Source organism: Synechococcus sp. M16.1 (assembly GCF_014279895.1).
Lineage (GTDB): Bacteria > Cyanobacteriota > Cyanobacteriia > PCC-6307 > Cyanobiaceae > Parasynechococcus.
Window position 1 is genome coordinate 934101 of sequence record NZ_CP047954.1, and the last position, 22163, is coordinate 956263.

Here is a 22163-nt window from a genome sequence, read left to right on the forward strand (position 1 = left end):
GACGGGGTGCACGGAACCCTGCGACTTCGCAGAATGGACCGATGGTGAACGCCCGCCTGCACCCAAGAACGATCGAGGCCGTCAAGGAACGGGCCGACATCGTTGATGTGGTGGGCGAGCACGTGGTGCTCAAGAAGAAGGGACGGGAATTCGTCGGGATCTGTCCGTTCCATGACGACAGCAAACCGTCTATGACGGTGTCGCCCGCCAAGCAGTTCTACTACTGCTTCTCCTGTGGTGCTGGCGGCAACTCCATCAAGTTCCTGATGGAGTTCCAGCGCCAGAGTTTCAGCGATGTGGTGCTGGATCTGGCGCGGCGTTATCAGCTGCCGATCGAGACTGTGGATGGTCCGCAGCAGGAACGGCTGCGGCAACAGTTGTCCCGCAGGGACAAGCTGCAGCGGGCCCTGGCCCTGGCTGCCGGTTGGTTCCGCAGCCAGTTGATGGCGCCTGCTGGAGCAGAGGCCCTCAAGTACCTCAGTGAGGCCAGAGGGTTGAGTCCCGCCACCCAGGAGACCTTTCAACTCGGCTATGCGCCGGATCAGTGGGATGGTCTGCTCAAGCATCTTCAGCAAGTTGAGGGGCTGGCGCCTGAGCTTCTCGAGGCTGCTGGGCTGGTGGTTCCCCGCAAGGGCGGCAACGGGTTCTATGACCGCTTCCGCCATCGGGTCATGGTGCCGATCCATGACCGTCAGGGCCGGGTGATCGGTTTCGGGGGACGCAGCCTTGATGGCAGCGAACCGAAATACCTCAACTCCCCCGAGACCGAAGTGTTCGAGAAGGGGAAGCATCTGTTCGGTCTCGACAAGGCCTCCAACGCCATCCGCAAGGACGACAGGGCGGTGGTGGTGGAGGGCTATTTCGATGTGATTGCCCTGCATGCCGCCGGCATCACCAACGCTGTGGCCTCCCTCGGCACGGCCCTGAGCAGTCAGCAGATCACCCAGTTGTGCCGCGTCAGCGACAGCAAGCGGATCGTTCTGAATTTCGACGCCGACGGTGCCGGTGTCCGTGCCGCCAATCGGGCCATCGGCGAGGTGGAGCAGCTGGCGATGCAGGGCCAGCTGGAGCTGCGGGTTCTGCACCTTCCTTCAGGCAAGGACCCCGATGAGTTCCTCAAACAGAACGGGGCTGGCGATTACCGCGCTCTGCTCGATCAGGCCCCCCTCTGGCTGGATTGGCAGATCGAGCAGGTGCTGGAGGAGCGCGATCTCAGCCGGGCCGACCAGTTCCAACAGGCGGTTACGGCCCTGGTGGGGCTGCTGGGCAAACTGCCCCAGTCCGCCGTGCGCACCCATTACCTCCAACGGGTAGCGGAGCGCCTCAGTGGTGGCCAGGGACGCCTGGCGCTTCAGCTCGAGGACGACCTGCGGCAGCAGGTGAAGGGCCAGCGTTGGCATGGGCGCTCCAGCCGTCATGAGCAGCCCGGTGAATCCGGACAGCGGGAGCGTTGTGAGGCCGATCTGCTGCGGCTGTATCTGCATTGCCCCCGGCATCGGGCCACGATTCGCCAGGAACTGCGCAAACGCGAACTGGAGGATTTCGCCATTCCCCATCACCGCCATCTCTGGGCGGCCATTACGGATCTCGAGGAGACCAACCTGGGTGAGGGGCGCATGGAGTCGATCAGCCGTTGCGACGACGACGGCGAGGGTCTGGATCTCATCGATCTGCCCCGCTTGCTCACCGATCAGCTCTTGCTGGAGAGCAGTGCGCTGGTGTCTCGCCTGACGCCCCTTTTGGAGCCTGGTGAATTGCAGCGTGTTGCCCTGGCGGAGCCCCTGGAGCAGCTGCGGGGCATTGCTGCTCTGCTGGAGCGTCAAAAAAGCTTGAAGCGCTGCCGGCACCTGTTGGAGGCCTGGGGTGGCCAGCGTCTGCAAACCCTGGAATCCTGCATCGCTGTTCTGATCGATCAGGAGGCTTCGTCAGATCAGGCCTCCGTGGACATGGAGGTGCGGATTCAGGCCCTCTTCGATGACCTCAACCGTGATGCGCTGCGCTACCAGGAGTTGTATTACACCGAGCGAAAACACATCGGCCATTTGGATCAGCAACGTTGCGCCAGCTACACCGTTCCCCCGGCCGCCTGAGCCATGGGCCGGTGGTCTGGGCAAACTGCATCAGGATCTGTTCCTCGAGTTGAAGATGTCTGAATTCTTCGAAGCGATCTGGCACGGTGAGGGCGTCGGCGACGGCGGTGATCTGGAGGAAGCGCTGCAGGCCTACGTCGTGGTGAAGCCGGAGGAGGGGGATTGGGTTGAGGCTTGCGCCGCTGAGGGGGCCGACCCTGTGATCGAGCGCTTCGCCTCGTTTGACGCCTACCTCGACAATGCTGATCCGCTTGAGCGCATTGCCGTCACCCCGCAGATGATCAGCGAAGCCCTTGCGTTGCTGCCGTCCTGATGACTGATTCGCAGCTGGATTTCGCCGCGCTCGATCCGGTCAACCACCTCTGGCCGGCCTTTGTGGAGCGTCTGGGTTCCGAGAAGGCTCAGCGGGCTGTTCGTCAGGCGCTGGATCTGCAGGGCATGCGAGGGCACCAGGGCACCCTGCCGGTGCTGTTCACTGAAACCGGAGGACTGGCGTTGGCCAGCACCGATCTGGTGCGGGAGCAGACGGGTCTCAACGCCCACGGCGAGCGGATGGTCTTGCTGCTCAGCACCCGTGAGCAGGTCATCCAGCTGCTGCAGGAGGTTTGAGGCCTGGCTCAACGCTGTGGGTCAGGCCTTCACCACCGGTAGATCCTGCAGACGGGTGGTGGCGGCGCGGCTGAGTTGCTCACGCCGCATCAACCAACTGGGCTGCAGTCCGCAACCGGCCCATTGCAGGGTTCCACGCCCGTAACGCCGATTGATCCGGTCGATGGTCTCCATCAGGCACTCCCGTTTCTGCTGCTGCTCCTCACTCATCGGCACCATCAGATGGGTCTGCAGGATGTCATGGCTCTGCAGGTGCTGCATCAGCACGCCGGCCTTGGCCAATGGTCGGTGGGGGCGAAAGATCCGTGCCACCAAGGGCCGTGCCGCTTCCAGCAGCACAGCTGTGTCATTGCTCGGCAGGTCCAGCTGCGTGCTGGCGGCTTGACTGTAAAACCCAGGAGCGAACGGGCTGGTGCGGGTGTAGATGGTGAGGGCTGCTGCCCGTTGCCGTTGCCTGCGCAATTTCTCGGCGGCGCGCACCACATAGGTGGCGATGGCCTGGTGCAGCTCCTCCTGGCTGGTGATGGGTCGGCTGAAACTGCGACTCACGCAGGTTTCCTGCTTTGGTGCTGGTGCCAGCTCCAGCGGCAGGCAGGCATGGCCCCGCAGCTCCCGTTGCAGCCGCAGACCCACCACGCCGCATTTGGCGCGCAGTTCACCGCTCGGCATGTCCCGGAGGTGTCGTGCGTTGCTGACGCCCCGCAGGCGACACCAATGGGCTAGTTGTCGACCGATTCCCCAGACATCCTCGATCGCAATGGTTTCCAGCCAGCGATCGGGGTTGTCGCACTGGCCGAGGTCGAACATCCCGGCATGGTCTGGGGTCTGTTTGGCCAGGCGATTGGCCAGCTTGGCCTGGGCCTTGCTGGCCCCTAAGCCGATGGCGATCGGTAGGCCGAGGTTCTGCCGTGCCCGTGCCCGCAGCTGGCGGGACCAACCCTGCAGGTCGCCATCGCGGGGACGACGAATTCTCCCGAAGGCCTCGTCAATCGAATACACCTCCAGCTCTTCACAGTGGGCCTCCAGCAGGCTCATCATCCGCTGGCTCATGTCGGCATAGAGGGCGTAGTTCGAACTGCGCACCACCACGTTGTGCCGTTCAAGCTCCCGGCGCGCCTTGAAGTACGGCGTCCCCATGCGGATGCCGAGGGCACGGGCTTCGGCACTGCGCGCAACGATGCAGCCGTCGTTGTTGGACAGCACCACCACGGGGTGACCGATCAGAGCCGGATCCAGGCTCTGTTCGCAGGAGGCATAGAAGTTGTTTCCATCGATCAGGGCCGTGGCCTGAGGCATGGCGATGTCGCTTCAGAGCGGATGGATCACGTGGATGGCGACGCCCCAGATCTGCACTTCGCCGCAGCGGTGAAGCTCCAGTGGCGGATAGTCCGGATGGGCGGCTTCCAGGCGCAACCGGCCGCGATGACGCATCAGGCGTTTGAGGGTGAAGGCACCGTCGAGCACAGCCACAACCACCTGGCCCGGGCGCGGGTCGAGGCTGCGATCGACCACTAGAAGATCGCCGTCGTGGATGCCGGCGTCGGTCATCGATTCGCCGCTCACATGCAGGAAAAAGGTGCTGGTGGGATGCCGGATCAGCTGTTCATTCAGGTCGATCCCCACGTCCACGTAGTCATCGGCGGGGGACGGGAAGCCTGCGGCGACCCGTTCCCCGGCCAGGGGCAGCGTGAGCCGACTGCGCTTGGGCTGCAGGGGAAGCGGTCTGTGTTGGAGCTCCACGGCAGCAGCGACAACTGGCTAAATAGTACGCATGTACTGCTCGCTGTGGGGAGGATCCGGTGAGGATGGTGGCCTTCGACATCTGGTGTTGGCTGACTCCCCTTACCTCGTGGCCATGGCGCTGATCGATCAGCAGGGCCGGCGCGCCCTGCCCCTGGGGGGACGGTCTCAGAAAGAGGTGGCTCCGCAGGGTGAGGCCCCGGAGGCGTTGGGCCATGCACTGGTGCTGGAGCTGTTGCTGCGGGTGTGGCAGCGCAGTGATCAGGGTGCGCTGCAGCGTGCGGCTGGAGCCGACAGCCTGCTGCTGGTTGAGCTGCCGATGGAACGGCTGCCGGAGGACGTGCCCAGGCTCAAGGCGGACTGGTTGAACACGGGGGATACGGCCGCGTTCAAAGCGGCATTGCAGGCTTTCTCCCCGCGGGCCTGGACGGTTTCGATCGAAAAATTCAAGCCGGTGGCTCTGCAGCCGTTGTGGTGAGGGGCGCTTGCTCCCAGATGTTCACGGCCACGGAATAGCGCTCGCCTTCGAACGGGTTGATCCGGTGCAGGATGCCTGGGGAGAACAGCACCAGACGGTTCACCACCGGTGGGATCGAGATCACCGAGCGGAATGTGGGTAACGGCCCCTGGTATCCGTTCTCGATCGGAGGGCTGTCGGCCACCAGCAGTTTGCCGCCAGCGCAGCTCACGTGGGGGTAGAACACAGTGGACAGCAACGGAAGCAGGAAACGGCCGCTGCGTCGACCTTCCAGCTAGTCCTTGTCGATGTGCCAGTCGAGATCGTTGTTGGTGTTGCACCACCACTCGACTCCGGCCCGCTGTGGTGCGAACGGTGTTGCCAGAGGGAGCAGGGCCTCGTCGAGGTAGTGATCGACGACGGCTTGCTGAGCCGCTGCGTGAATCGAGCGGGGAGAACCGGTTTCGGGTCGCCAGCTGAATTGAGCATCACCGTCGTGTTCCTCCTTGAGTCGCCCGTGGATGTCACACAAGTCGCGTAGGTCCTGAAGGGCGCTGGCGGGCAGAAGGTTGTCGATGATTTGCAGCATGGTCGTGGCTGAGAGATCAGCGGCCATCGCCGAACCCTAGGCACGGTGATAAGGGCTGCCTTGAACAATCGCCTGGGCTCGGAACAGTTGTTCCACGAGCATCAGCCGCGCCAGTTCGTGGGGGAAGGTCATCGGTGAAAGGCTCAGGCGCCATTTGGCCTGTGCCTTGAGCTCAGCCGTCAGACCGTCGGCCCCACCGATCACGAAGGCCAGCCGTTGGTTGCCGAATTGCTCGAGACGTCGCGCGAAGGGAACCGACGCCAAGGTGTCGCCCTGTTCCATCAGTGCAATCAGGGTTTCGTCGGGTCGCAGGGCCGCTCTGATGGCATCAGCTTCCTTGTCTGGATTGCTGTCGCGCAGTTCGCTGATGGTCAACCCAGGCAGGCGTTTGAGGTAGAGGTCAATGCCGTCCTGAATCCAGCCACGACGCACTTTGCCCACCGCAAGAATCCGGCAACGGGCCGGGTTCAAACGTCGTCTCCCTCATCCTCGAGCAGCAGCTGCCCGAAAGCCACGTAGAGGCTTTCCTCCTCGCTGCCCGGGTTCACCTTCGGCCGTTTCGGCTGGGTGTTTTTTCCCGGTCCGGGCTGGCTGCGCGCTGGTGCGGCAAGGGCTGGGGTGGTGTCGTTGTTGTTGAACGGCGATGGTTGAGCCGATGGTTTGCGTTGGGCCTCCAACTGTTTGAGGCGGTCCATGAGGTGCTCAGGAACGGTGCCGTCCTGGCTGGCCTTCATCAGTTCCCGGAAGAGCTCCTCGGGGTTCTTCTCCGTTTCAACGCGATGGCGCACCTGGCTGGCTTTGGGAGCTGACGCAGGCTTCTCCGGTTCCGGCAGGCGTGCAGGGAGTTGACGCCCTAACTCACGCAGGCGCTCGAGGCTGCGGGGATCAAAACTCATGGTTCAGGCGCAACCGAGGCTTTCACGGGTGCTGCGGCCCGTGACGGAATTCGTTCCGTCGGCAACGGCGCAGAGGCTTTTGAGTTGGTCCCCGCGCATGGGAACGTCGGTGAAGTCGGCCCCCGTGATCAACACATCGCTGAAGCGGGTGTTGAAGGCAAAAGCCCCCTCCAGCACGGCATCCTCAAGGTTGGTGCCTGTCATCACAGCGGCGTCCAGGGTGGCTTCGCGCAGGTCGGTGCCGCTGAGGTCGGCATCCTGCAGCTTGGCGCCGTAGAGGCTGGCTCCCCGCAGATCAGACCCGGACAGGTTGGCTTCGCGCAGGTTGCTGAGGTTGAAGGTGGCCCCCCGCAGGTCCTTGTTGGAATAGTCGGCCCCAATCAACACCTGTTTGGCCACATCCATCGCGGCGTGGGCCGGAGCCGGCATCAGCCACTGGCATGTGAATACCACCAGAGAGATCAGTACGGCCGTGAAGCGTCTGCCCATGATCGGAACCATCACCGCCGAACCCTAGAACCGTTCCAGGGGGGAATGGTTTGAACCAAGACGTGAGGGTTCAAGCCGGTGGGGTCTCAATGCAGCGGTGGCTGGGCGGAGCAGCAGGCCTTGCAGCAGCTGGAAGCGCAGGGATGGCGGTTGCTGGACCGAAACTGGCACTGCCGCTGGGGCGAGCTCGATCTGGTGCTGGAGCGGCAGCAGCAGCTGCTGGTGGTGGAGGTGAAGGGCCGTCGCACGGGGCATCGGGACCGCCATGGCCTTGATGCCTTTCATTCCGCCAAACGGCGCCGCATGGCCCGCGCGATCAGTTGCTGGAGAGCTGTGCATCCGGCATCCGCTGAGCATCTGCTCCGGGTCAAGCTGGCCCTCGTTCCCTTGATGACGTCCCGCCGAACGATTCGCTGGATTGATGTGGAGCGGCTGTGCTGATGCACAGTTGACCCATGGGTTTCTCTGGACATCACGCCCGCAAGCGTTTTGGTCAGCACTGGTTGCGGGACGAATCCGTGCTGCAACGAATCATCGAGGCTGCTGACCTGCAGTCCACCGATCGGGTGCTGGAGGTGGGGCCCGGTCGCGGGGCATTAACCGAGCGTCTGCTGGCCGCGGGACTGAAGGCGGTGCATGCGATTGAGCTCGACCGCGATCTGGTGGATGGTCTTCAGGAACGTTTTGAGGCTCAGCCTGGGTTCAGCCTCCATCAGGGCGATGTTCTCGAAGCCCCACTGGAATTGAGTGATGGCCGCATCGCCGACAAGGTGGTGGCCAACATTCCGTACAACATCACTGGCCCACTGCTGGAGCGGTTGGTGGGCCGACTGGACCGGCCGGTGGATCCGCCCTACCAACGGCTTGTGTTGCTGGTGCAGAAGGAAGTCGCGGAGCGAATTCGTGCCCGACCCGGCCACAGCAGTTTCAGTGCCCTGAGTGTGCGCATGCAGCTGCTGGCCCGGTGCCGTTCGGTGTGTCCGGTGCCGCCGCGCTGTTTTCAGCCACCACCAAAGGTGCAATCGGAAGTGATCTGCCTGGAGCCCTTGCCGGCCGCGGAGCGGGTGGAGCCGGCTCTGGCCGCTCGGGTGGAATCGCTGTTGAAGCAGGCGTTTCTGGCCCGGCGCAAGATGTTGCGCAACACCCTGGCGGGTGTGGCTGAGCCAGATCGCTTGAAGGAGCTGGCGGCCTCCGCGGGTTTCAGCCTGCAGCAACGCCCCCAGGAACTCGCGCCCGCCACCTGGGTCGCCCTGGCCAGGGGTTTGAATCGGGGCGACTGAACAACCACCATGATCACGGTGACGGCCCCGGCCAAAGTCAACCTGCACCTGGAGGTCCTGGGGCTGCGCTCGGACGGTTTCCATGAGCTGGCCATGGTGATGCAGAGCATCGAACTGGCGGATCGCCTGAGCTTTCAGAACACCGCTGATGCCCAACTCAGCCTCACCTGCGATGACGCCAGCCTCAGCGTCGGCGACGACAACCTGATCCTCCGGGCGGCCCAGTTGCTGCGGGACCGTTCGGGTTTCAGTGAATTGGGGGCGTCCATTCATCTCGAGAAGCGCATCCCCATCGGTGCTGGCCTGGCTGGTGGCTCCAGCGACGGCGCCGCGGCACTGGTTGGTCTGAATGCTCTGTGGGGCTTGGGCCACAGCCCCGCAGATCTGGAGCGAATGGCCGCTGAGCTCGGTTCAGACATGCCCTTCTGTGTGGCCGGAGGATGTCAGCTCTGTTTCGGGCGAGGCGAACAACTGGAAGCTGTGCCACCAACGCCTCAACCCCTGGCTGTGCTTTTGGTCAAAGACCCCACGGTGAGCGTTTCAACGCCCTGGGCCTACAAGCGTTGCCGTGAGCTCAATCAATCCCACTACCTCGCTGACGAGGCGGCTTTTGAACAACGCCGGCAAGCCTTGCGCAGCGTTGATTGGCTCCAGCCATTGCGCAGCGAGCTGCCACCTCCCCTGCGCAATGACCTGCAGGAGGTGGTTGCTCCTGAAACAGCTGCGGTGCGTTCGGCGCTCGATCTGTTGAACAGCATTCCCCAAAGCCTGGCGGTGGCCATGAGTGGTTCTGGACCCAGTTGTTTCGCGCTGTTTTCCGATCTGGCGTCATGCCGCCAGGCGCGGGATCAGCTCACTCCCCAGCTGGACCGCGCCGGCCTGAAGGCCTGGTCTTGCGCCCTTCGCAGCGATGGCGTGAGGATCGAGGCATGACTGATGTCCCCACACCAGAGAGCCCCGAACCACAGGATCCGCGCAAAGGTCCGCTGAGTTTTCTTTCCGGAGCGCTGACGGCCGGGCTGTTGGCCTGGCTAGCCCTGGGCCTGAGTCGGCGGATGGTGGTGTATTTCGCCGTTCATCCCCCGCACTACAGCTCGCCGATTGCCCAGAACATCGCTGTCACCCTGAAGACCCTTCTGGTGGGTTTGTCCTTCCTGGCCACCTTCAGCACGGCTTTTGTGGCCCTTGGCCTGACCCTGGTGTTTCTTCGCAGTCTCTTTACGGCTCGCGATCAGAACCCTGCCTAGCGTCCGCTCATTGCCAGGGTTTGGATGACGCCCCACGACCTCGGCCAGCTGGCGTTGCTGCTGTCTCCGGCCATGCTGCTTTCCGTTTTGTTGTTGTTCACCTTCGCGGCGGGCGGTTGACCCTGCGCTGACTGAGATAGCTTGGCCTCACCACCCGGATTGGCCGGGATCACTGTGACGCCGTGGCAGGAACACTTCTCTTCAACGCCCTCCGGGAAGCCATCGACGAGGAGATGGGGAGAGACCCCCACGTCTGCGTGATGGGGGAGGACGTCGGTCACTACGGCGGCAGTTACAAGGTCACCAAGGATCTGGCGGAGAAATACGGCGATCTCAGGGTGCTCGACACCCCGATTGCTGAGAACGGCTTCACCGGAATGGCTGTTGGTGCCGCGATGACCGGTCTGCGGCCGATCGTTGAGGGCATGAACATGGGCTTCCTGCTCCTGGCCTTCAACCAGATCTCCAACAACATGGGGATGCTCCGCTACACGAGCGGCGGCAACTTCACCATTCCCACCGTGGTGCGCGGCCCCGGCGGTGTGGGTCGTCAGCTTGGCGCTGAGCACAGCCAACGGCTCGAGGCCTACTTCCATGCCGTCCCCGGCATCAAGATCGTGGCCTGCAGCACGCCCACCAATGCCAAAGGCCTGATGAAGGCCGCGATTCGCGACAACAACCCCGTGCTCTTCTTCGAGCACGTTCTGCTCTACAACCTCAGCGAGGAGCTCCCCGAAGGCGACTACACCTGTGCCCTCGACCAGGCGGATCTGGTGAAAGAAGGCACCGATGTGACGATCCTCACCTACTCCCGGATGCGTCACCACTGTCTCAAGGCTGTGGAGCAACTGGAGGCAGAGGGGGTGAGCGTTGAGCTTATCGATCTGATTAGCCTCAAGCCCTTCGACATGGAGACGATCAGCCGCTCCATCCGCAAGACCAACAAGGTGATCGTGGTGGAGGAATGCATGAAGACCGGCGGCATCGGGGCCGAGTTGATTGCTCTGATCACCGAGCAGTGCTTCGACGATCTGGATGCCCGGCCTGTGCGTCTTTCCAGTCAGGACATCCCCACCCCCTACAACGGTTCTCTCGAGAACCTCACGATCATTCAGCCGCATCAGATCGTTGACGCGGCGCAGGCGTTGGTCAACAAGGGCATCTGACGTTGATGGCGCGTTATCAGGGTTGGTTTGCCCTTGTTCTTGCCCTGGCGATCGCCGCCGGGATGTTTTTGGTTCGGACGCCGCTGGAACTGGGCCTCGATCTGCGGGGCGGCAGTCAGCTCACCGTTGAGGTGAAGCCAGCCGGAGAAATCACCCGGGTTGGTGCCGAAGAGATGGAAGCGGTGAAAGCCGTGCTCGATCGTCGGGTTAACGGTCTTGGTGTGGCTGAGTCCACCCTGCAGACGGTGGGTGAGTCGCAGCTCGTGCTGCAGCTCCCAGGTGAGCAGGATCCCACCGCTGCTGCGCGGGTTCTCGGCGACACAGCCCTGTTGGAGTTTCGTGCCCAAAAGGCCGACACCGAAGCAGAGTTCCGAGGTCTGAGGCAGCTCCGTTCCCAGGTGGAAGCGATCCTCAGGTTGCGTGAAGATCAGATCCGCCTTGGTGAGACCCCGGAGCCTCTGGATCTGGCTCAGCTGAAGTCAACCCAGCAGACCCTGGGTCTGGATGGGCAGGCCAGCTCGGATGAGGAGCAGCTCCGCCAGCTTCTGAACAAGGTTGATGCAGATCTCCTCACGATGCTTGAGCCGGCAGCCCTGACGGGCAAGCAGCTGGTGACGGCAGGCCGCCAACCGCTCCAGAACAACCCGAACAGCTGGGAGGTGACCCTCAATTTCGATGGTGAGGGTGCTGAGGCCTTCGCTGACCTCACCAAATCGATTGCCGGTACCGACCGGTTGCTCGCCATCACTCTGGATGATCAGCTGATCAGTGCCGCCAGCGTTGGCCCCCAGTTCAAAAGTGCTGGAATCTCTGGTGGTGCAGCCACCATCAGTGGCAATTTCAGTGCGGAAACGGCCCGTGAGCTCGAGGTGAAGCTCCGCGGCGGCTCCCTGCCCCTCCCCGTTGAAGTGATCGAGGTCCGCACCATCGGGCCCACGCTCGGAGCAGAGAACATTCGCCGCAGCCTGGTGGCCGCCCTCTCGGGCCTGGCTCTGGTGGCGGTGTTCATGGTGGTGGCCTATCGCCTGCCAGGGGCGGTGGCTGTGATGGCCCTCAGCCTCTATGCCCTGTTCAACCTGGCGGTGTACGCCTTGATTCCGGTCACCCTCACCCTGCCGGGAATCGCTGGTTTCATCCTCTCGATCGGCATGGCCGTGGATGCCAATGTGCTGATCTTTGAACGGATCAAGGACGAATTGCGGCGGGGCAACACCTTGATCCGCTCGATCGATACAGGCTTCTCCGAGGCCTTTTCATCGATCGTCGATGGTCACCTGACCACGCTGATCAGTTGTGCAGCTCTCTTCTTCCTTGGAACCGGCCTGGTCAAGGGCTTTGCCGCGACCCTGGGCATTGGTGTTCTGCTGAGTTTGTTCACGGCCCTGACCTGCACCCGCACCCTGCTTCGTTTCCTGATGGGCTACGCCGGTCTGCGTCGTGCCAGCAATTTTCTGCCCACCGGGCAACTTCCTTCTGCCACCGCCTGAACCATGACTGAAGCATCGTCATCGGCACAAGCGGCCACGGTCCTCAGATTGCGCTGGTCCCTCAGCAGCATGCGCCGCAAGGTGTGGCTCGTTTCTGTTCTGGTGGTTCTGATCAGCCTGTTGGGCCTGGTGCTCAGCTGGTTGGATCCTGCGATTCGTGCTCCCCTCCGTCCCGGCCTGGATTTCACCGGTGGCACGCAGATTCAACTGGAGCGTCGCTGTGATGACGCCTGTGCCGAGCTCAAGGCGATTCAGGTTTCGGATGTGATCCGCAGCCTGGAGCTGCCCCAGGAGGAGGGTCAACCTCTCCCCAACCTGGGCGCTCCCCGGGTTCAGCTTCTGGATGGCGGTCAGTCGTTGTTGCTGCGCCTGCCAACCTTGTCGGCTGCCCAGGGCCAAGCGGTGATTCAGGCGGTTGAACCCGTTGCAGGGCCATTCCTCTCCGGTGGTCAATCGGTCGACACGATCGGGCCAAGCCTGGGCAAACAATTGCTGCGCAGCAGTCTGATTTCTCTGTTGGTGGCCTTCAGCGGTATTGCGGCCTACATCAGCTTCCGCTACGACCGCCGCTACGCGTTTCTCGCTCTGGTGGCGCTGGCCCATGACGTGGCGATCGTCTGTGGAGTTTTTGCCTGGCTCGGGGTTGTGCTCCAGCTGGAGGTGGACAGCCTCTTTGCGGTTTCATTGCTGACCATTGCTGGTTATTCGGTCAACGACACGGTGGTGGTCTTTGATCGCATCCGTGAACGCAGCAAGGATGCTGCCGACCTGCCGCTTTCAGTGCAGGTGGATCAAGCGGTGTCCGCCACCCTGACCCGCACGCTCTACACCAGCGGAACCACCCTGCTGCCTCTCTTGGCGCTCGTGTTTTTCGGTGGAGCAACGCTGTATTGGTTTGCCATCGCCCTCGCCCTCGGGGTTGTTGTTGGTTCCTGGTCGAGCATCGCCCTGGCGCCCTCGTTGCTCACGCTGTGGGACCGCTCCCGTGACTAAATCCAGCGGTAATTCAGAGCTGAGACGCCGTGCTGTTTCGGCCCGTTGGTTTCCAATACTGTTGATCCTGCTGGCTCTAGCTGATCTGCGCACCGAAGTTCTGCTGCTCAGTGATCAGTTCACGATCACAGGGCTTGGTTATGCCATTCGGCATCATCAGCTTGCTGTGGTGGTCTTGCTGGGTTCCGGCTCTCTCTGGCGTCGTTTCGGTTAACGCTTGGGGCCGTTGCCGAATTCCCGCCAGATCGAATCCCAGGTGCGTTGTTTCACCTCGGCGTTCCACTGCCCCTGGCTGTGGGTTGAGGCCCACCACGATTCGAACAGATCGTGGGCTTCCTCTTGCAGCAAATCGGGGTCAAGATTCTCGCGAACCAGCTGCATCACGGCCTGCCTCAGTTCCTCGTAACGGGAGAAATTGAAGATGACGTCCAAGCCTGTTCGTCTCAAGATCTCTTGGACACACTATTGGATTGAAGGGCGTGGAGGTGGCTTTTTCTGTATCGCAATGAACGTCAGTTCTTGGGAAGCCTGAGCTACTACACCTTTGGTTGCTCAGGTTCCATGGAGTTGAATCCTGGTCTCAGCGAGGTGGTCTTCGGCTTGCGTGCTGAGGTGGAAGCTCTGAAGACGCGCTTGAACAAGATTGAGCGTGGTCAAGAGGTGGCGGTCTCTGCGGCCTATTGGCAGGCGGTTGAGCGGGAGCGTGATTCGAGCGAAAAAAAGAAACGTCACCTGCTCTGATGCGGTCGAAAAAAATGGGACCCTCTCCCAAGAGTCCCAAGGCTCGACGCGTCGTTCTCACGACTCCGCAAAAATACTCACACAGTGCGGGTCTCAGATGTGACCCCTGCTACAGGACGTTCCGTGGGTTACATCTTTCGAGGGCATTGTCAGGCCCAGCGGTCCATGATCTGCTGCACCACCACGCGCTGCATCAGCACCTGAAGCACCACCACCAAAGGAAGGGCCAGCAGCACGCCCGGAAGCCCGAGTAGAGCACCAAGGCAGAGCTGAGCCGTTAAGGCCACCGTTGGCAGCAGATTCACGGTTTTGCGCAGCAGCAGTGGTGTGAGCAGAAAGGCCTCCAGGTTCTGCAGCACCAGCCGAAAAACCAGAACCGACAGCATCAATTGCGGCGACTGCAGCAGGGCCAATCCCGTGGGCAGCAGCGTTGCCGCCGTGGGCCCGATGGTCGGCACGAACGTGAGCAGCCCACACACCAGTGCGCTCAACAGGGCCAGGGGCGATTTCAGCAGCAACAGGCCGCCCCAGGTGAGCAGAAAAACGGTGGTGGCGGAGAGGGTCATGCCACTGAGCCAACCCCCCAACGCTTGCCTGCACTCGTCGATCAGGTGCTCCATCCGCTCCCGGGCGGGTCGGGGCGTCATGGCCACCACCATGCGCCTGTGGGCGCTTGGATCCAAGGCCAGCAGGATCGCGAGCAGCACCATCAAGAACAGTTGAATGAGCGAGTTCGCTGCACCTCCTGCGAACCCCAGCAACGGCTGAAGTCCTTTCAGATTGAGGCCCTCCCCCAAAGCGTCATTCAGCTGCGCCAGGCGCGGCTCACTGCTCAGCAGGTCGGACACCTTGCTGACCAACTGCGGCAGATCCCGTCCCAGTTGTTGAAACTGGCTGATCAGTTCCGGCACCAGCAGTTGCCCCAGCAGCCCCCCGGCCAAGATCAAAATCCCCAGCACGGCCGCCAGGGCCTGGGGGCGCTCCAGTGGGGTTCGCTTCTGAACCTGAACAAGCAGCACATCCAGGGCTACGGCCACCACCACGGCGCCAAAAAGCACCAGCAGCACCCAACGCAGGTGCCAGAGCAACAGCACCAGCACCACCAAGGTGAGCGCAATGAGAAACGTGCCGGCGGTCATCGAACCGGCTCCAGGCGTTTCCAGCGATCCAACACATCGTGGATCACCACTTCACGGATGATCACCTGCAGCACCACCGCCAAAGGCAGCGCCATCAGCAGGCCGAGGGGGCCAAACAGGAGTGTGAACAGGAACTGAGCCGCCAGAGTCAATCCGGGCAGCAGCTTCACCTGGTGGTGCATCACCGATGGTGTGATCACGTAACTCTCGATGTTCTGGATCACCACGTAGGCACCCAGCACCGCAGCGGCCTTCCAGGGGGCATCCAACAGAGCCACCGCCATCGGGAAGATCGTGCTCATGGTTGGCCCCACATTGGGGATCACGTTCAACAGCCCTGCAAGAAGTGCATTGGCCAGAACGAGCTTCACGCCCAACAGCGTTAAGGCAATGCTGCAAAGCACAAACACGGCCAGGGAGCTGATCAGCACACCCACCATCCAGCTGCTCAAGGCAGCACCGCACTGATCCAGGATGCGACGCCCCCGGCGTCGATAGAAGGAGGGAATCAACTGCAGGCCAACATTCCGATAGGCCTGGGGCTGAATGCTGATCATCAGAGCCACCGCCACCACGAACAACAGCCGCAGGACGCCGTTGCCGAGGTTGCCTGCCAAACCAAGCAGACCCAGCAAGCCACTGCCTACACCAGCGGCGAGGGATGAACTGTCGGGCACAAGTTGGCGTGGACCGTTCAGGCCCAGTTGATCCAGATCGGGGAATGCATCGGCCCCATAAATGGCCTCACTGATGCTGTCGATCCAACCGAGTCCCAGCCGCACCAGGGTCTGACCCGCTTCGGGCAGCTTCTGCAACAGCAGTGCGAATTCCTCGAGAAACGGGGGGACAACAACACCAGCCGCACCGGCGACCAACAACAACAACCCAACGATGCAGAGCAACAGGGCCAGGGGCCTTTGCATCGGCCGCCGCTCGCGAAGAATGCCCACCAAGGTGCACAGAGCCATGGCCAGAACCACTGCTGCGAAGATCAGCAGCAGCAGCTCACGCAGCGACCACAGCAGGACGATGGCTGCAATGAAGGCTGTCAATAACAGCCACTGGGGCAGTCTCAAGCTTGTTGGTCGTCGGCCCCTTCAGTCTGATTGGAATCCTGGCTTTGTGAATAACCCAAGCCATTGGCATCGGCGTAGCGCTGGGCGAAGCGCATGAAACGCTCGAAGTCCTGTTCGGACTTCCACGAGTAAACGGCTTCAAGGGCACTGGCGGTGCCGTTCACGAATTTGCCATTCACTTCGCGGGTGACCATTTCGCCTTCTTCATCCACCATCCACATTCCGGTGATGTCACCCATGGTTTCGGGAGCAATCGCAGCAGGCTGCTCGAAACGGAAGGTGGCTTGACCGGTGCGGCCGTCGCGGCTGCGGGTCAGACGGATGTCGGGCACCACCGGCTCGTTGACTCCCCGAAAGAACTGAATCGCCGCTTTGCTCATGCCGTTCTCGAACCGTCGATGGGGGCGATCCTAATCGGGGATTTCAACAAACCCGCCGTCGATCAAGGTCTCGGCGGCTTGATCAGCGCTGAGCCCTGAGAGATCGATCGTGTCGCGTTTGGGCGATCGCGCCAGTTCATGGTCGTAACAGCGGTCGTAGTAATCGAGCGTTGCGCGGCAGGCGGTGGCCCAGTCTTCCCTGGCAATCGCCTCGAGGGCTTCCTTGGTGCGCTGGGGCCCCAGGCGACGGCTGATCCGTTCGGTCGCCTCAGCCAGGGCGGCTCCCCCTTGGTGGCCGTACACCTGCACCAATTGGTTCACCCGTTCCCCGAGGTCGCGCTGAATCTCCAGCACAGGGGCCTCTTGCATCTGATCGAAAAGGGCCTTGGGAATGCGGCAGCGGCCCACCTGGATGCTTTCCGCTTCCAACCAGATGGCTGTGGCCCCATGGCGTTGGTGTTGATCCAGGGCCTCAGCCAATTGGTTTTCGTAGTGCTCGGTGCTGGGTTGATCCGGCAGACCCAGACCGCCGAAACTGCTGCCGCGGTGGTTGGCCAGCCCTTCCAGATCAACCACGGCTGCACCGCGCGCGGCCATGGCCAACAGCAGATCGGTTTTCCCTGTTCCCGTTCGGCCTCCCATCACGCGAAGGGGCCAGATCTGCTCAAAGCGGCTTTGGGCCCAGCGCCGATAGCTCTTGTAGCCCCCCTGAAGGAGCCTTGGCTTGAGATCAATCTGCTGGGCAAGCCAGGCCACACTGGCCGAGCGCATTCCGCCCCGCCAGCAGTAGATCCGTGGTTCCCCCTGCTGACGCAGGCTCTCCAATTGGCGCGCCAGGCTGCTGAGCTTGGGGCCGGTGAGTTCAAGCCCCAGGTAAATTGCTGGTGTGCGTCCCTGCTGCTTGTAGGCGGTGCCCACCGCGGCACGTTCCTCATCGTTGAAAAGCGGAACGTTGGTGGCCCCGGGCCAGTGCCCTTTCGCAAATTCGCCGGGGCTCCGAACGTCCACCAAAGGTCCCTTCAGCTCGCGCAGCTGTTGGATTTCGATTGAACATGTCTCGCCCATGCCTGACATAGTGGGCCAACACCGAGCCAGTTGGGGCCGGTTGCGACTCATGCTCTCCGGTTCCACACCCGCCACAAAACTCAGCGTTGATCAGCTGCTGGATCGTTTCGCGAAGGGAACACCTCGCCAGCGACGTCCGCTGATCAAGCAGATCGAAACCCGCGCCGACGAGTTGGCTGCGGTGGGCCCAGACCTTCTTTCTGGCTTTGACCCCGCCGGTGATGACTGGGCTGCAGGTTGGATCTTGCAGGTGTTGCAGCGCCACCATCCCGATGCAGTCACCACTCTCATCCCGTCGTCCGATCGAGGCTGGTTGACCACTGATTCCGGGGTTGGCCTGGATTACGGACCGCTGCAGCAGGAGCTGCTCGATCAGAACTTTGAAGAGGCGGATCGCGTCACCAGCCAGTGCCTGCGTGAATTGGCCGGTGATGCCGCCGTGAAACGGGGCTACGTCTATTTCACAGAAGTTGCGCCGATGTCAGGCGTTGATCTGGTCAGTCTTGATCGCCTCTGGACGGTCTATTCCCAAGGTCGTTTCGGCTTCACAGCCCAGTCCCAGTTGCTGTCAGCCCTCGATGGGCGTTACGAACGCCTTTGGCCCCGGATTGGCTGGAAATGTGATGGCGTCTGGACGCGTTATCCCGGTGCCTTCACCTGGTCGATCGAGGCTCCAGAAGGGCACATGCCGTTGATCAATCAGCTCCGTGGCGTTCGCCTGATGGATTCCCTCTTGAATCATCCGGCACTTGTGGCCCGCAGATCCTGACGGGGCTTCCCATCAACGGTAAGTTCGAAACACCGACGTCAACGGGCCCCACTGTGCCGTCCAAGAGGTTCCGTGTTCGCCGCATACTCACGCCCAACTGGATGGTCTGGCAGGTTCAGGATGAGGGTTGCGGTCTCCCACAACAGTCCCGCACAGCCACCCTGCCGCCGGCTCTCGATGCTCCCAGCGGGCGTGGGTTGTTCCTGATCCATCAATGTTTTGATGATGTGCGCTGGAGCCGCCGGGGGAATCGCCTGCAGCTGGCCTGCCGTCGGCCCGTCAGTGACGCGGACAGCCCGGATCCTTCAGCTCTCCTTTGAACCACCCCAGTGCCTGTTGGGTCAGGTTCTCCACGTCGGCGCTGTCCCCTTGGCGGAGCAGTTGCACCATCGCTGCAGCCAGTAACTCAGCTCCACGCCGCTGTCGGTTGCTCTTCAGCTGATGCCAGTCGCGATCGCCGATGCGGAGCAACTGGTGCAGTTCTTCCGCCTTGGCTGTAGCGGAGTCGGGCCATGGGGCGTCAGGTGAAGTCATCCCTGAATCATCAGATCGATCTAGTTTCGGTTTTCTTGGGTGCAATGGCGTTGAACAGCGCAAAGGCCAACGACGCGTTCGTGAACTGCGTTGGTTGCACCATGCCTCACGGCTGGTGTTGCAAGGGCAATGTCAGGCCCATGTCCGGTCGGGTGTTGCGGCGCGGCGATGGCTGCAGCGCCGCAAACTTGCTGCGAATCTGATCACGCAACGGCCTGTGGGCTGGGCCTTCTCCCCAGTGTCTGGAGAGCGCTTCTGGAGATCCTTACGCTTCGGTGGAGCAGGCTTTGCCTTGGCCTGGCTGCTGGCGCAGCTTTGAACGCATCAGAAGATCAGGCCACCCGTTGGCGATGGGCTTGGCCAACCACCACCATCGAATTCGAGGCCGGTGCTGATTCCTTCGTGGGTGTAACCCCCGCGGGCTGTGCCATGTCCTGACCGCGCAGCCAGGCATTGTGCAGGGCTCGCCTGCGGCGATCTTCAGACAACACCAAACGATCGGCTGCAGCCTGAGGACTTTCCCCAGGCATCACGGCCGTGCGCAGGCAGATGCCGAACCCATGGGCTTCGACCTGCACATGGCCTTCCATCAGCACCACCTGGAATGTCCAGCCCTCAAGCCAACGCAGCCGGAAGGGATTGCTCATGACGTTCCCTTCGGGATTCAGCACACCCTATGGCTCGCAGCCGTTCGTGCAAGGGACGCTGTCAGGGAATCCCCTCAGCTGGCCTCTGCGATGGGTTTGCGTGCCGACCAGACCCGCGTCATGAAGTGGGTTTCCGCGGTGATGCCTTCGAACCCTGCAGCTGAGAGGCGGGCGTCGATGTCGTCGCCGATGTAGTCGCGGTAGTAGGGCTCATGGAAGACGCGCCGGAAGTTCTCCATCACGGAGGCGAACTTGGCTGAATCGGCCATCTGCACAGAGTCGGCAAGTACGAACACACCACCGGGTTCAAGCACCCGCCAGGCCTCGTTGAGCACGTTCTGGCGGGCGTCCGCCGGAAGTTCGTGCAGCAGGAACACACTGGTGACGGCCTGAACCGATTCATCAGCCAAGGGCAGTGATTCCCCGTTGGCACGGATCAGCTGAACCAGCGATGCATCGCCGTCATTCAGCCAGCGGTTGGCTTGACGCAGGTACGACTCGGAGAGATCGGTTCCGATCAGTTGCGCGTGGGGAACGGCGGCGCGGATCTGCTGCAGGGTCCGGCCGGTGCCGGTAGCCACATCGAGAATCTTGAGGGAACCCGGAGCACGGTCTTCGAAGTGCTTCAAGCCGCGTTTCAGGGGAGCCAAAACCCTGCGTCGCATGGCATCGGCGGTGCCATTGAAAAGGATTTCCACCTGCAGGTCGTAAAGACCAGCCGAATGGTCACTCAGGTAGCCGTCGGTTTGATGGTGAAAATTCTGGAGGTAGTACTCGGGGTAGAGCGCTTTTTCGGTTTCCTTGGGGAGATCCCGCACATTGCGCTCGCGGCGTCGATCCCAGGTGGAGGGAAGATCCATCCAAACCTGCGGGTAGCGGCTGACCCAGTCGAGCCAGGGTGCATCAAACAACAACTGCTCGGGGTAGATCCCCTGTTCGGCGTCCTGCCAGTCCTGTTCCTGGAGTTTCTTCATATCCAGCTGCAGCTCTCCAAGAACTTCGGCGGACACGGGCTCCGTTTTCGGCACTGCATCCGGTGCCAACAGCTCCATCAGCTTGGTGCTCAGCTCCTTGTGGGCCAGGCCCGCGATGCTTTTGCCTTGCTGAAGCGTTTGGTACGCAAGCTTGCTCAGGGGCGTTGACGCCATCGCGGATTCAGACAACGGGACCATTCCAACGAATGAGGCGCACAATCGCGTGGCCAGCAGTCCACAAAAAAACCCGCCTCCTTGGAGGCGGGTCGTGGGATGCACGGGCGCTGATCAAGCGTCGTAGTACATGGTGAATTCGTGGGGGTGAGGCCGCTGGCGCAGCTGTTGCACCTCCTCGTACTTCAGGTCGATCCAGTTGTCGATGAAGTCGTCGCTGAACACACCTCCGGCGGTGAGGAAGCCGCGATCGGCATTCAACGCTTCCAGGGCACCGTTGAGGGATGCGGGGACCGTGGCGATCTTCGAGAGCTCTTCAGCCGGAAGTTCGAACAGGTCGCGATCTTCGCCATCGCCGGGATCGATCTGGTTCTTGATGCCGTCCAGACCAGCCATCATCATGGCGCTGAAGGCCAGATAGGGGTTGGCGAGGGCATCGCCGGAGCGGAACTCGAGGCGCTTGGCCTTCGGGCTCGGGCCGGTGAGCGGGATCCGCACGGCGGCGGAGCGGTTGCCCTCGGAGTAGACGAGGTTCACCGGGGCTTCGAAACCGGGCACCAGACGCTTGTAGCTGTTGGTGGTGGGGTTGGTGAAGGCCAGGAAGGCGGGGGCGTGCTTGAGGATGCCACCGATGTACCAGCGTGCCGTCTGCGAGAGGTTGGCGTAGGTGCCTTCGCCGAAGAACAGGGGCTGACCGCCTTTCCAGAGGCTCTGGTGCACGTGCATGCCGGAGCCGTTGTCGTTGAAGACCGGCTTGGGCATGAAGGTGGCCGTCTTGCCGTACTTCTTGGCCACGTTGCGCACGACGTACTTGTACGTCATCACGTTGTCGGCGGCCTGGATCAGCTCAGCAAATTTCATGCCGAGTTCGTGCTGACCCGCGCCTGCTACCTCGTGGTGGTGCTTCTCGGTGGGAATGCCCAGCTGACCCATCAGCAGGAGCATCTCGGAGCGGATGTCCTGAGCGGTGTCGTTGGGAGCGACAGGGAAGTAGCCCTCCTTCTCCTGAATCTTGTAGGCGAGGTTGCCGCCTTCTTCGATCCGTCCAGTGTTCCAGCCCGCTTCGATCGTGTCGACGCTGTAGAAGGAGCCCCCTTCAGCCGAGTTGTAGCGGACGTCGTCGAAGAGGAAGAACTCCGGCTCAGGACCGAAGAAGGCCATGTCGGCCAGGCCGGTGCTGGCTAGATGATTCAGTGCCCGCTGGGCCAGGGCACGGGGGCAGCGCTCGTAGGGCTGGCCGGTGCGTGGCTCCTGAATCGAGCAGATCATGCTCAGGGTTTTGTGCCGGTAGAAGGGGTCCACCCAGGCCGTGTTGGCGTCCGGCACCATGGCCATGTCGGAGGCCTGGATGCCTTTCCAGCCGCGGATGGATGAGCCGTCAAAAGCCAGGCCCTCAGTGAAGGATTCTTCCTCCAGCAGATCGGTGCACACCGTCAGGTGCTGCCACTTGCCGTGCAGATCGGTGAATTTGAGGTCGATCAGTTCGATGCCTTCGTCCTTGATCTGGCGCAGGACGTCCTGGGGGGATTTCGACATAAGAAGGGACTGCTCGACTGAATTGTGCAGTGATGTGACCGTATATAGCCACAAGACACCATTTTGTATCAAGGGGTACGTTTCA

31 protein-coding genes and 1 pseudogene are annotated in these 22163 nt (G+C 62.0%); 16 read left to right on the forward strand and 16 right to left on the reverse strand.

Annotated elements, in window-relative coordinates; genetic code table 11:
- Positions 1 to 41 precede the first annotated feature (41 nt).
- Genes dnaG through SynM161_RS05310 form a run of 3 tightly spaced genes read left to right on the forward strand, consistent with a single transcriptional unit; the run spans position 42 to position 2699 of the window.
- On the forward strand, positions 42 to 2090 hold the full coding sequence (dnaG, locus tag SynM161_RS05300; RefSeq protein ID WP_186515210.1) for a DNA primase: 2049 nt from the start codon (positions 42 to 44) through the stop codon (positions 2088 to 2090).
- A 55-nt stretch (positions 2091 to 2145) separates the two neighbouring features.
- Positions 2146 to 2403, forward strand: coding sequence for a hypothetical protein (locus SynM161_RS05305; RefSeq protein WP_115082165.1), 258 nt, complete (start codon positions 2146 to 2148; stop codon positions 2401 to 2403).
- Positions 2403 to 2699, forward strand: coding sequence for a hypothetical protein (locus SynM161_RS05310; protein WP_006851716.1), 297 nt, complete (start codon positions 2403 to 2405; stop codon positions 2697 to 2699). The genes SynM161_RS05305 and SynM161_RS05310 overlap by 1 nt, the downstream gene beginning before the upstream one ends.
- A 21-nt stretch (positions 2700 to 2720) precedes the next feature.
- Here the strand turns inward: SynM161_RS05310 and SynM161_RS05315 are convergent, their stop codons facing one another.
- Together SynM161_RS05315 and SynM161_RS05320 are read right to left on the reverse strand one after the other, a co-directional pair.
- Complete coding sequence (locus SynM161_RS05315; RefSeq protein ID WP_186542213.1) at positions 2721 to 3995, reverse strand: Y-family DNA polymerase; 1275 nt, start codon at positions 3993 to 3995, stop codon at positions 2721 to 2723.
- Positions 3996 to 4007: 12 nt separating this feature from the next.
- Complete coding sequence (locus tag SynM161_RS05320) at positions 4008 to 4439, reverse strand: LexA family transcriptional regulator (RefSeq protein ID WP_006850817.1); 432 nt, start codon at positions 4437 to 4439, stop codon at positions 4008 to 4010.
- 88 nt (positions 4440 to 4527) lie between these two features.
- Here SynM161_RS05320 and SynM161_RS05325 point away from each other — a divergent pair, with 88 nt between their 5' ends.
- Positions 4528 to 4917, forward strand: coding sequence for a hypothetical protein (locus SynM161_RS05325; RefSeq protein WP_244276240.1), 390 nt, complete (start codon positions 4528 to 4530; stop codon positions 4915 to 4917).
- Here SynM161_RS05325 and SynM161_RS12035 read toward each other — a convergent pair.
- From SynM161_RS12035 to SynM161_RS05345, 5 genes are read right to left on the reverse strand one after another with little or no spacing between them, the layout of a single operon-like run.
- Complete coding sequence (locus SynM161_RS12035; RefSeq protein ID WP_255441956.1) at positions 4886 to 5155, reverse strand: 2OG-Fe(II) oxygenase; 270 nt, start codon at positions 5153 to 5155, stop codon at positions 4886 to 4888. The genes SynM161_RS05325 and SynM161_RS12035 overlap by 32 nt on opposite strands.
- 36 nt (positions 5156 to 5191) lie before the next feature.
- Positions 5192 to 5512, reverse strand: a complete 321-nt coding sequence (locus SynM161_RS12040; RefSeq protein ID WP_255441957.1) for a hypothetical protein — start codon at positions 5510 to 5512, stop codon at positions 5192 to 5194.
- A 9-nt stretch (positions 5513 to 5521) separates the two neighbouring features.
- Entirely contained in the window at positions 5522 to 5956 is a 435-nt protein-coding gene (locus tag SynM161_RS05335; protein ID WP_115082171.1) for a 23S rRNA (pseudouridine(1915)-N(3))-methyltransferase RlmH, read from the reverse strand.
- Complete coding sequence (locus SynM161_RS05340; RefSeq protein ID WP_186542214.1) at positions 5953 to 6381, reverse strand: hypothetical protein; 429 nt, start codon at positions 6379 to 6381, stop codon at positions 5953 to 5955. The genes SynM161_RS05335 and SynM161_RS05340 overlap by 4 nt, the downstream gene beginning before the upstream one ends.
- Positions 6382 to 6384: 3 nt before the next feature.
- On the reverse strand, positions 6385 to 6810 hold the full coding sequence (locus SynM161_RS05345; protein WP_370593122.1) for a pentapeptide repeat-containing protein: 426 nt from the start codon (positions 6808 to 6810) through the stop codon (positions 6385 to 6387).
- Positions 6811 to 6948: 138 nt separating this feature from the next.
- Between SynM161_RS05345 and SynM161_RS05350 the strand changes: the two genes are divergently transcribed.
- The 8 genes from SynM161_RS05350 (at position 6949) to SynM161_RS05385 (ending at position 13257) form a co-directional block, all read left to right on the forward strand.
- Positions 6949 to 7311, forward strand: a complete 363-nt coding sequence (locus SynM161_RS05350; RefSeq protein WP_186542215.1) for a YraN family protein — start codon at positions 6949 to 6951, stop codon at positions 7309 to 7311.
- A 14-nt stretch (positions 7312 to 7325) separates the two neighbouring features.
- Complete coding sequence (rsmA, locus tag SynM161_RS05355; RefSeq protein WP_115132523.1) at positions 7326 to 8150, forward strand: 16S rRNA (adenine(1518)-N(6)/adenine(1519)-N(6))-dimethyltransferase RsmA; 825 nt, start codon at positions 7326 to 7328, stop codon at positions 8148 to 8150.
- Positions 8151 to 8159: 9 nt separating this feature from the next.
- Positions 8160 to 9083: a 4-(cytidine 5'-diphospho)-2-C-methyl-D-erythritol kinase gene (gene ispE, locus SynM161_RS05360; RefSeq protein ID WP_186542216.1), complete on the forward strand. Its 924-nt coding sequence runs from the start codon at positions 8160 to 8162 to the stop codon at positions 9081 to 9083.
- On the forward strand, positions 9080 to 9397 hold the full coding sequence (locus SynM161_RS05365) for a DUF3082 domain-containing protein (protein WP_186542217.1): 318 nt from the start codon (positions 9080 to 9082) through the stop codon (positions 9395 to 9397). Before ispE ends, SynM161_RS05365 begins: the two co-directional genes overlap by 4 nt.
- 182 nt (positions 9398 to 9579) lie before the next feature.
- A complete protein-coding gene (locus SynM161_RS05370) occupies positions 9580 to 10563 on the forward strand; it encodes a pyruvate dehydrogenase complex E1 component subunit beta (RefSeq protein ID WP_186542218.1) in 984 nt (327 codons plus the stop codon).
- A 5-nt stretch (positions 10564 to 10568) separates the two neighbouring features.
- Entirely contained in the window at positions 10569 to 12050 is a 1482-nt protein-coding gene (gene secD, locus SynM161_RS05375) for a protein translocase subunit SecD (protein WP_186542219.1), read from the forward strand.
- Between the two features lie 3 nt (positions 12051 to 12053).
- Positions 12054 to 13043: a protein translocase subunit SecF gene (gene secF / locus SynM161_RS05380; RefSeq protein WP_186542220.1), complete on the forward strand. Its 990-nt coding sequence runs from the start codon at positions 12054 to 12056 to the stop codon at positions 13041 to 13043.
- Between the two features lie 61 nt (positions 13044 to 13104).
- Positions 13105 to 13257 carry a hypothetical protein gene (locus SynM161_RS05385; RefSeq protein WP_370593124.1) on the forward strand — a complete coding sequence of 51 codons (153 nt, stop codon included), beginning with the start codon at positions 13105 to 13107 and terminating at the stop codon, positions 13255 to 13257.
- On the opposite strand, the gene SynM161_RS05390 is transcribed toward SynM161_RS05385, so the two are convergent.
- On the reverse strand, positions 13254 to 13475 hold the full coding sequence (locus SynM161_RS05390) for a hypothetical protein (protein WP_006850715.1): 222 nt from the start codon (positions 13473 to 13475) through the stop codon (positions 13254 to 13256). The genes SynM161_RS05385 and SynM161_RS05390 overlap by 4 nt on opposite strands.
- Positions 13476 to 13604: 129 nt before the next feature.
- Between SynM161_RS05390 and SynM161_RS05395 the strand changes: the two genes are divergently transcribed.
- Entirely contained in the window at positions 13605 to 13784 is a 180-nt protein-coding gene (locus SynM161_RS05395; RefSeq protein WP_115132528.1) for a hypothetical protein, read from the forward strand.
- A 149-nt stretch (positions 13785 to 13933) separates the two neighbouring features.
- Here the strand turns inward: SynM161_RS05395 and SynM161_RS05400 are convergent, their stop codons facing one another.
- From SynM161_RS05400 to mnmH, 4 genes are read right to left on the reverse strand one after another with little or no spacing between them, the layout of a single operon-like run.
- A complete protein-coding gene (locus SynM161_RS05400) occupies positions 13934 to 14923 on the reverse strand; it encodes an AI-2E family transporter (protein ID WP_186542222.1) in 990 nt (329 codons plus the stop codon).
- Entirely contained in the window at positions 14920 to 15999 is a 1080-nt protein-coding gene (locus SynM161_RS05405) for an AI-2E family transporter (RefSeq protein ID WP_186542223.1), read from the reverse strand. Before SynM161_RS05405 ends, SynM161_RS05400 begins: the two co-directional genes overlap by 4 nt.
- The gene (gene psb28, locus SynM161_RS05410; protein WP_025362320.1) at positions 15996 to 16379 is read right to left on the reverse strand and encodes a photosystem II reaction center protein Psb28; all 384 of its coding nucleotides are present in this window, start codon (positions 16377 to 16379) and stop codon (positions 15996 to 15998) included. Before psb28 ends, SynM161_RS05405 begins: the two co-directional genes overlap by 4 nt.
- Positions 16380 to 16409: 30 nt before the next feature.
- A complete protein-coding gene (mnmH, locus tag SynM161_RS05415; RefSeq protein ID WP_186542536.1) occupies positions 16410 to 17453 on the reverse strand; it encodes a tRNA 2-selenouridine(34) synthase MnmH in 1044 nt (347 codons plus the stop codon).
- Positions 17454 to 17493: 40 nt separating this feature from the next.
- Between mnmH and SynM161_RS05420 the strand changes: the two genes are divergently transcribed.
- Together SynM161_RS05420 and SynM161_RS05425 are read left to right on the forward strand one after the other, a co-directional pair.
- Positions 17494 to 18213, forward strand: coding sequence for a GUN4 domain-containing protein (locus SynM161_RS05420; RefSeq protein ID WP_186542224.1), 720 nt, complete (start codon positions 17494 to 17496; stop codon positions 18211 to 18213).
- Between the two features lie 56 nt (positions 18214 to 18269).
- Positions 18270 to 18533 (forward strand): annotated as a pseudogene (locus SynM161_RS05425) (ATP-binding protein); the annotation flags it as partial.
- Here the strand turns inward: SynM161_RS05425 and SynM161_RS05430 are convergent.
- Positions 18493 to 18747 carry a DUF6439 family protein gene (locus tag SynM161_RS05430; RefSeq protein ID WP_114989049.1) on the reverse strand — a complete coding sequence of 85 codons (255 nt, stop codon included), beginning with the start codon at positions 18745 to 18747 and terminating at the stop codon, positions 18493 to 18495. The pseudogene SynM161_RS05425 and the gene SynM161_RS05430 sit on opposite strands and share 41 nt — an antisense overlap.
- Positions 18748 to 18862: 115 nt before the next feature.
- Here SynM161_RS05430 and SynM161_RS12045 point away from each other — a divergent pair, with 115 nt between their 5' ends.
- Positions 18863 to 19066 carry a hypothetical protein gene (locus tag SynM161_RS12045; protein ID WP_255441959.1) on the forward strand — a complete coding sequence of 68 codons (204 nt, stop codon included), beginning with the start codon at positions 18863 to 18865 and terminating at the stop codon, positions 19064 to 19066.
- Positions 19067 to 19079: 13 nt separating this feature from the next.
- On the opposite strand, the gene SynM161_RS05440 is transcribed toward SynM161_RS12045, so the two are convergent.
- The 3 genes from SynM161_RS05440 to glnA form a co-directional block, all read right to left on the reverse strand.
- Positions 19080 to 19394, reverse strand: a complete 315-nt coding sequence (locus tag SynM161_RS05440) for a copper-binding protein (protein WP_186542225.1) — start codon at positions 19392 to 19394, stop codon at positions 19080 to 19082.
- Between the two features lie 74 nt (positions 19395 to 19468).
- A complete protein-coding gene (locus tag SynM161_RS05445; protein WP_186542226.1) occupies positions 19469 to 20542 on the reverse strand; it encodes a class I SAM-dependent methyltransferase in 1074 nt (357 codons plus the stop codon).
- A 114-nt stretch (positions 20543 to 20656) separates the two neighbouring features.
- Positions 20657 to 22078 (reverse strand): type I glutamate--ammonia ligase, encoded by a 1422-nt coding sequence (gene glnA, locus SynM161_RS05450; RefSeq protein ID WP_114989052.1) that lies wholly within the window; start codon positions 22076 to 22078, stop codon positions 20657 to 20659.
- Positions 22079 to 22163: the final 85 nt, after the last annotated feature.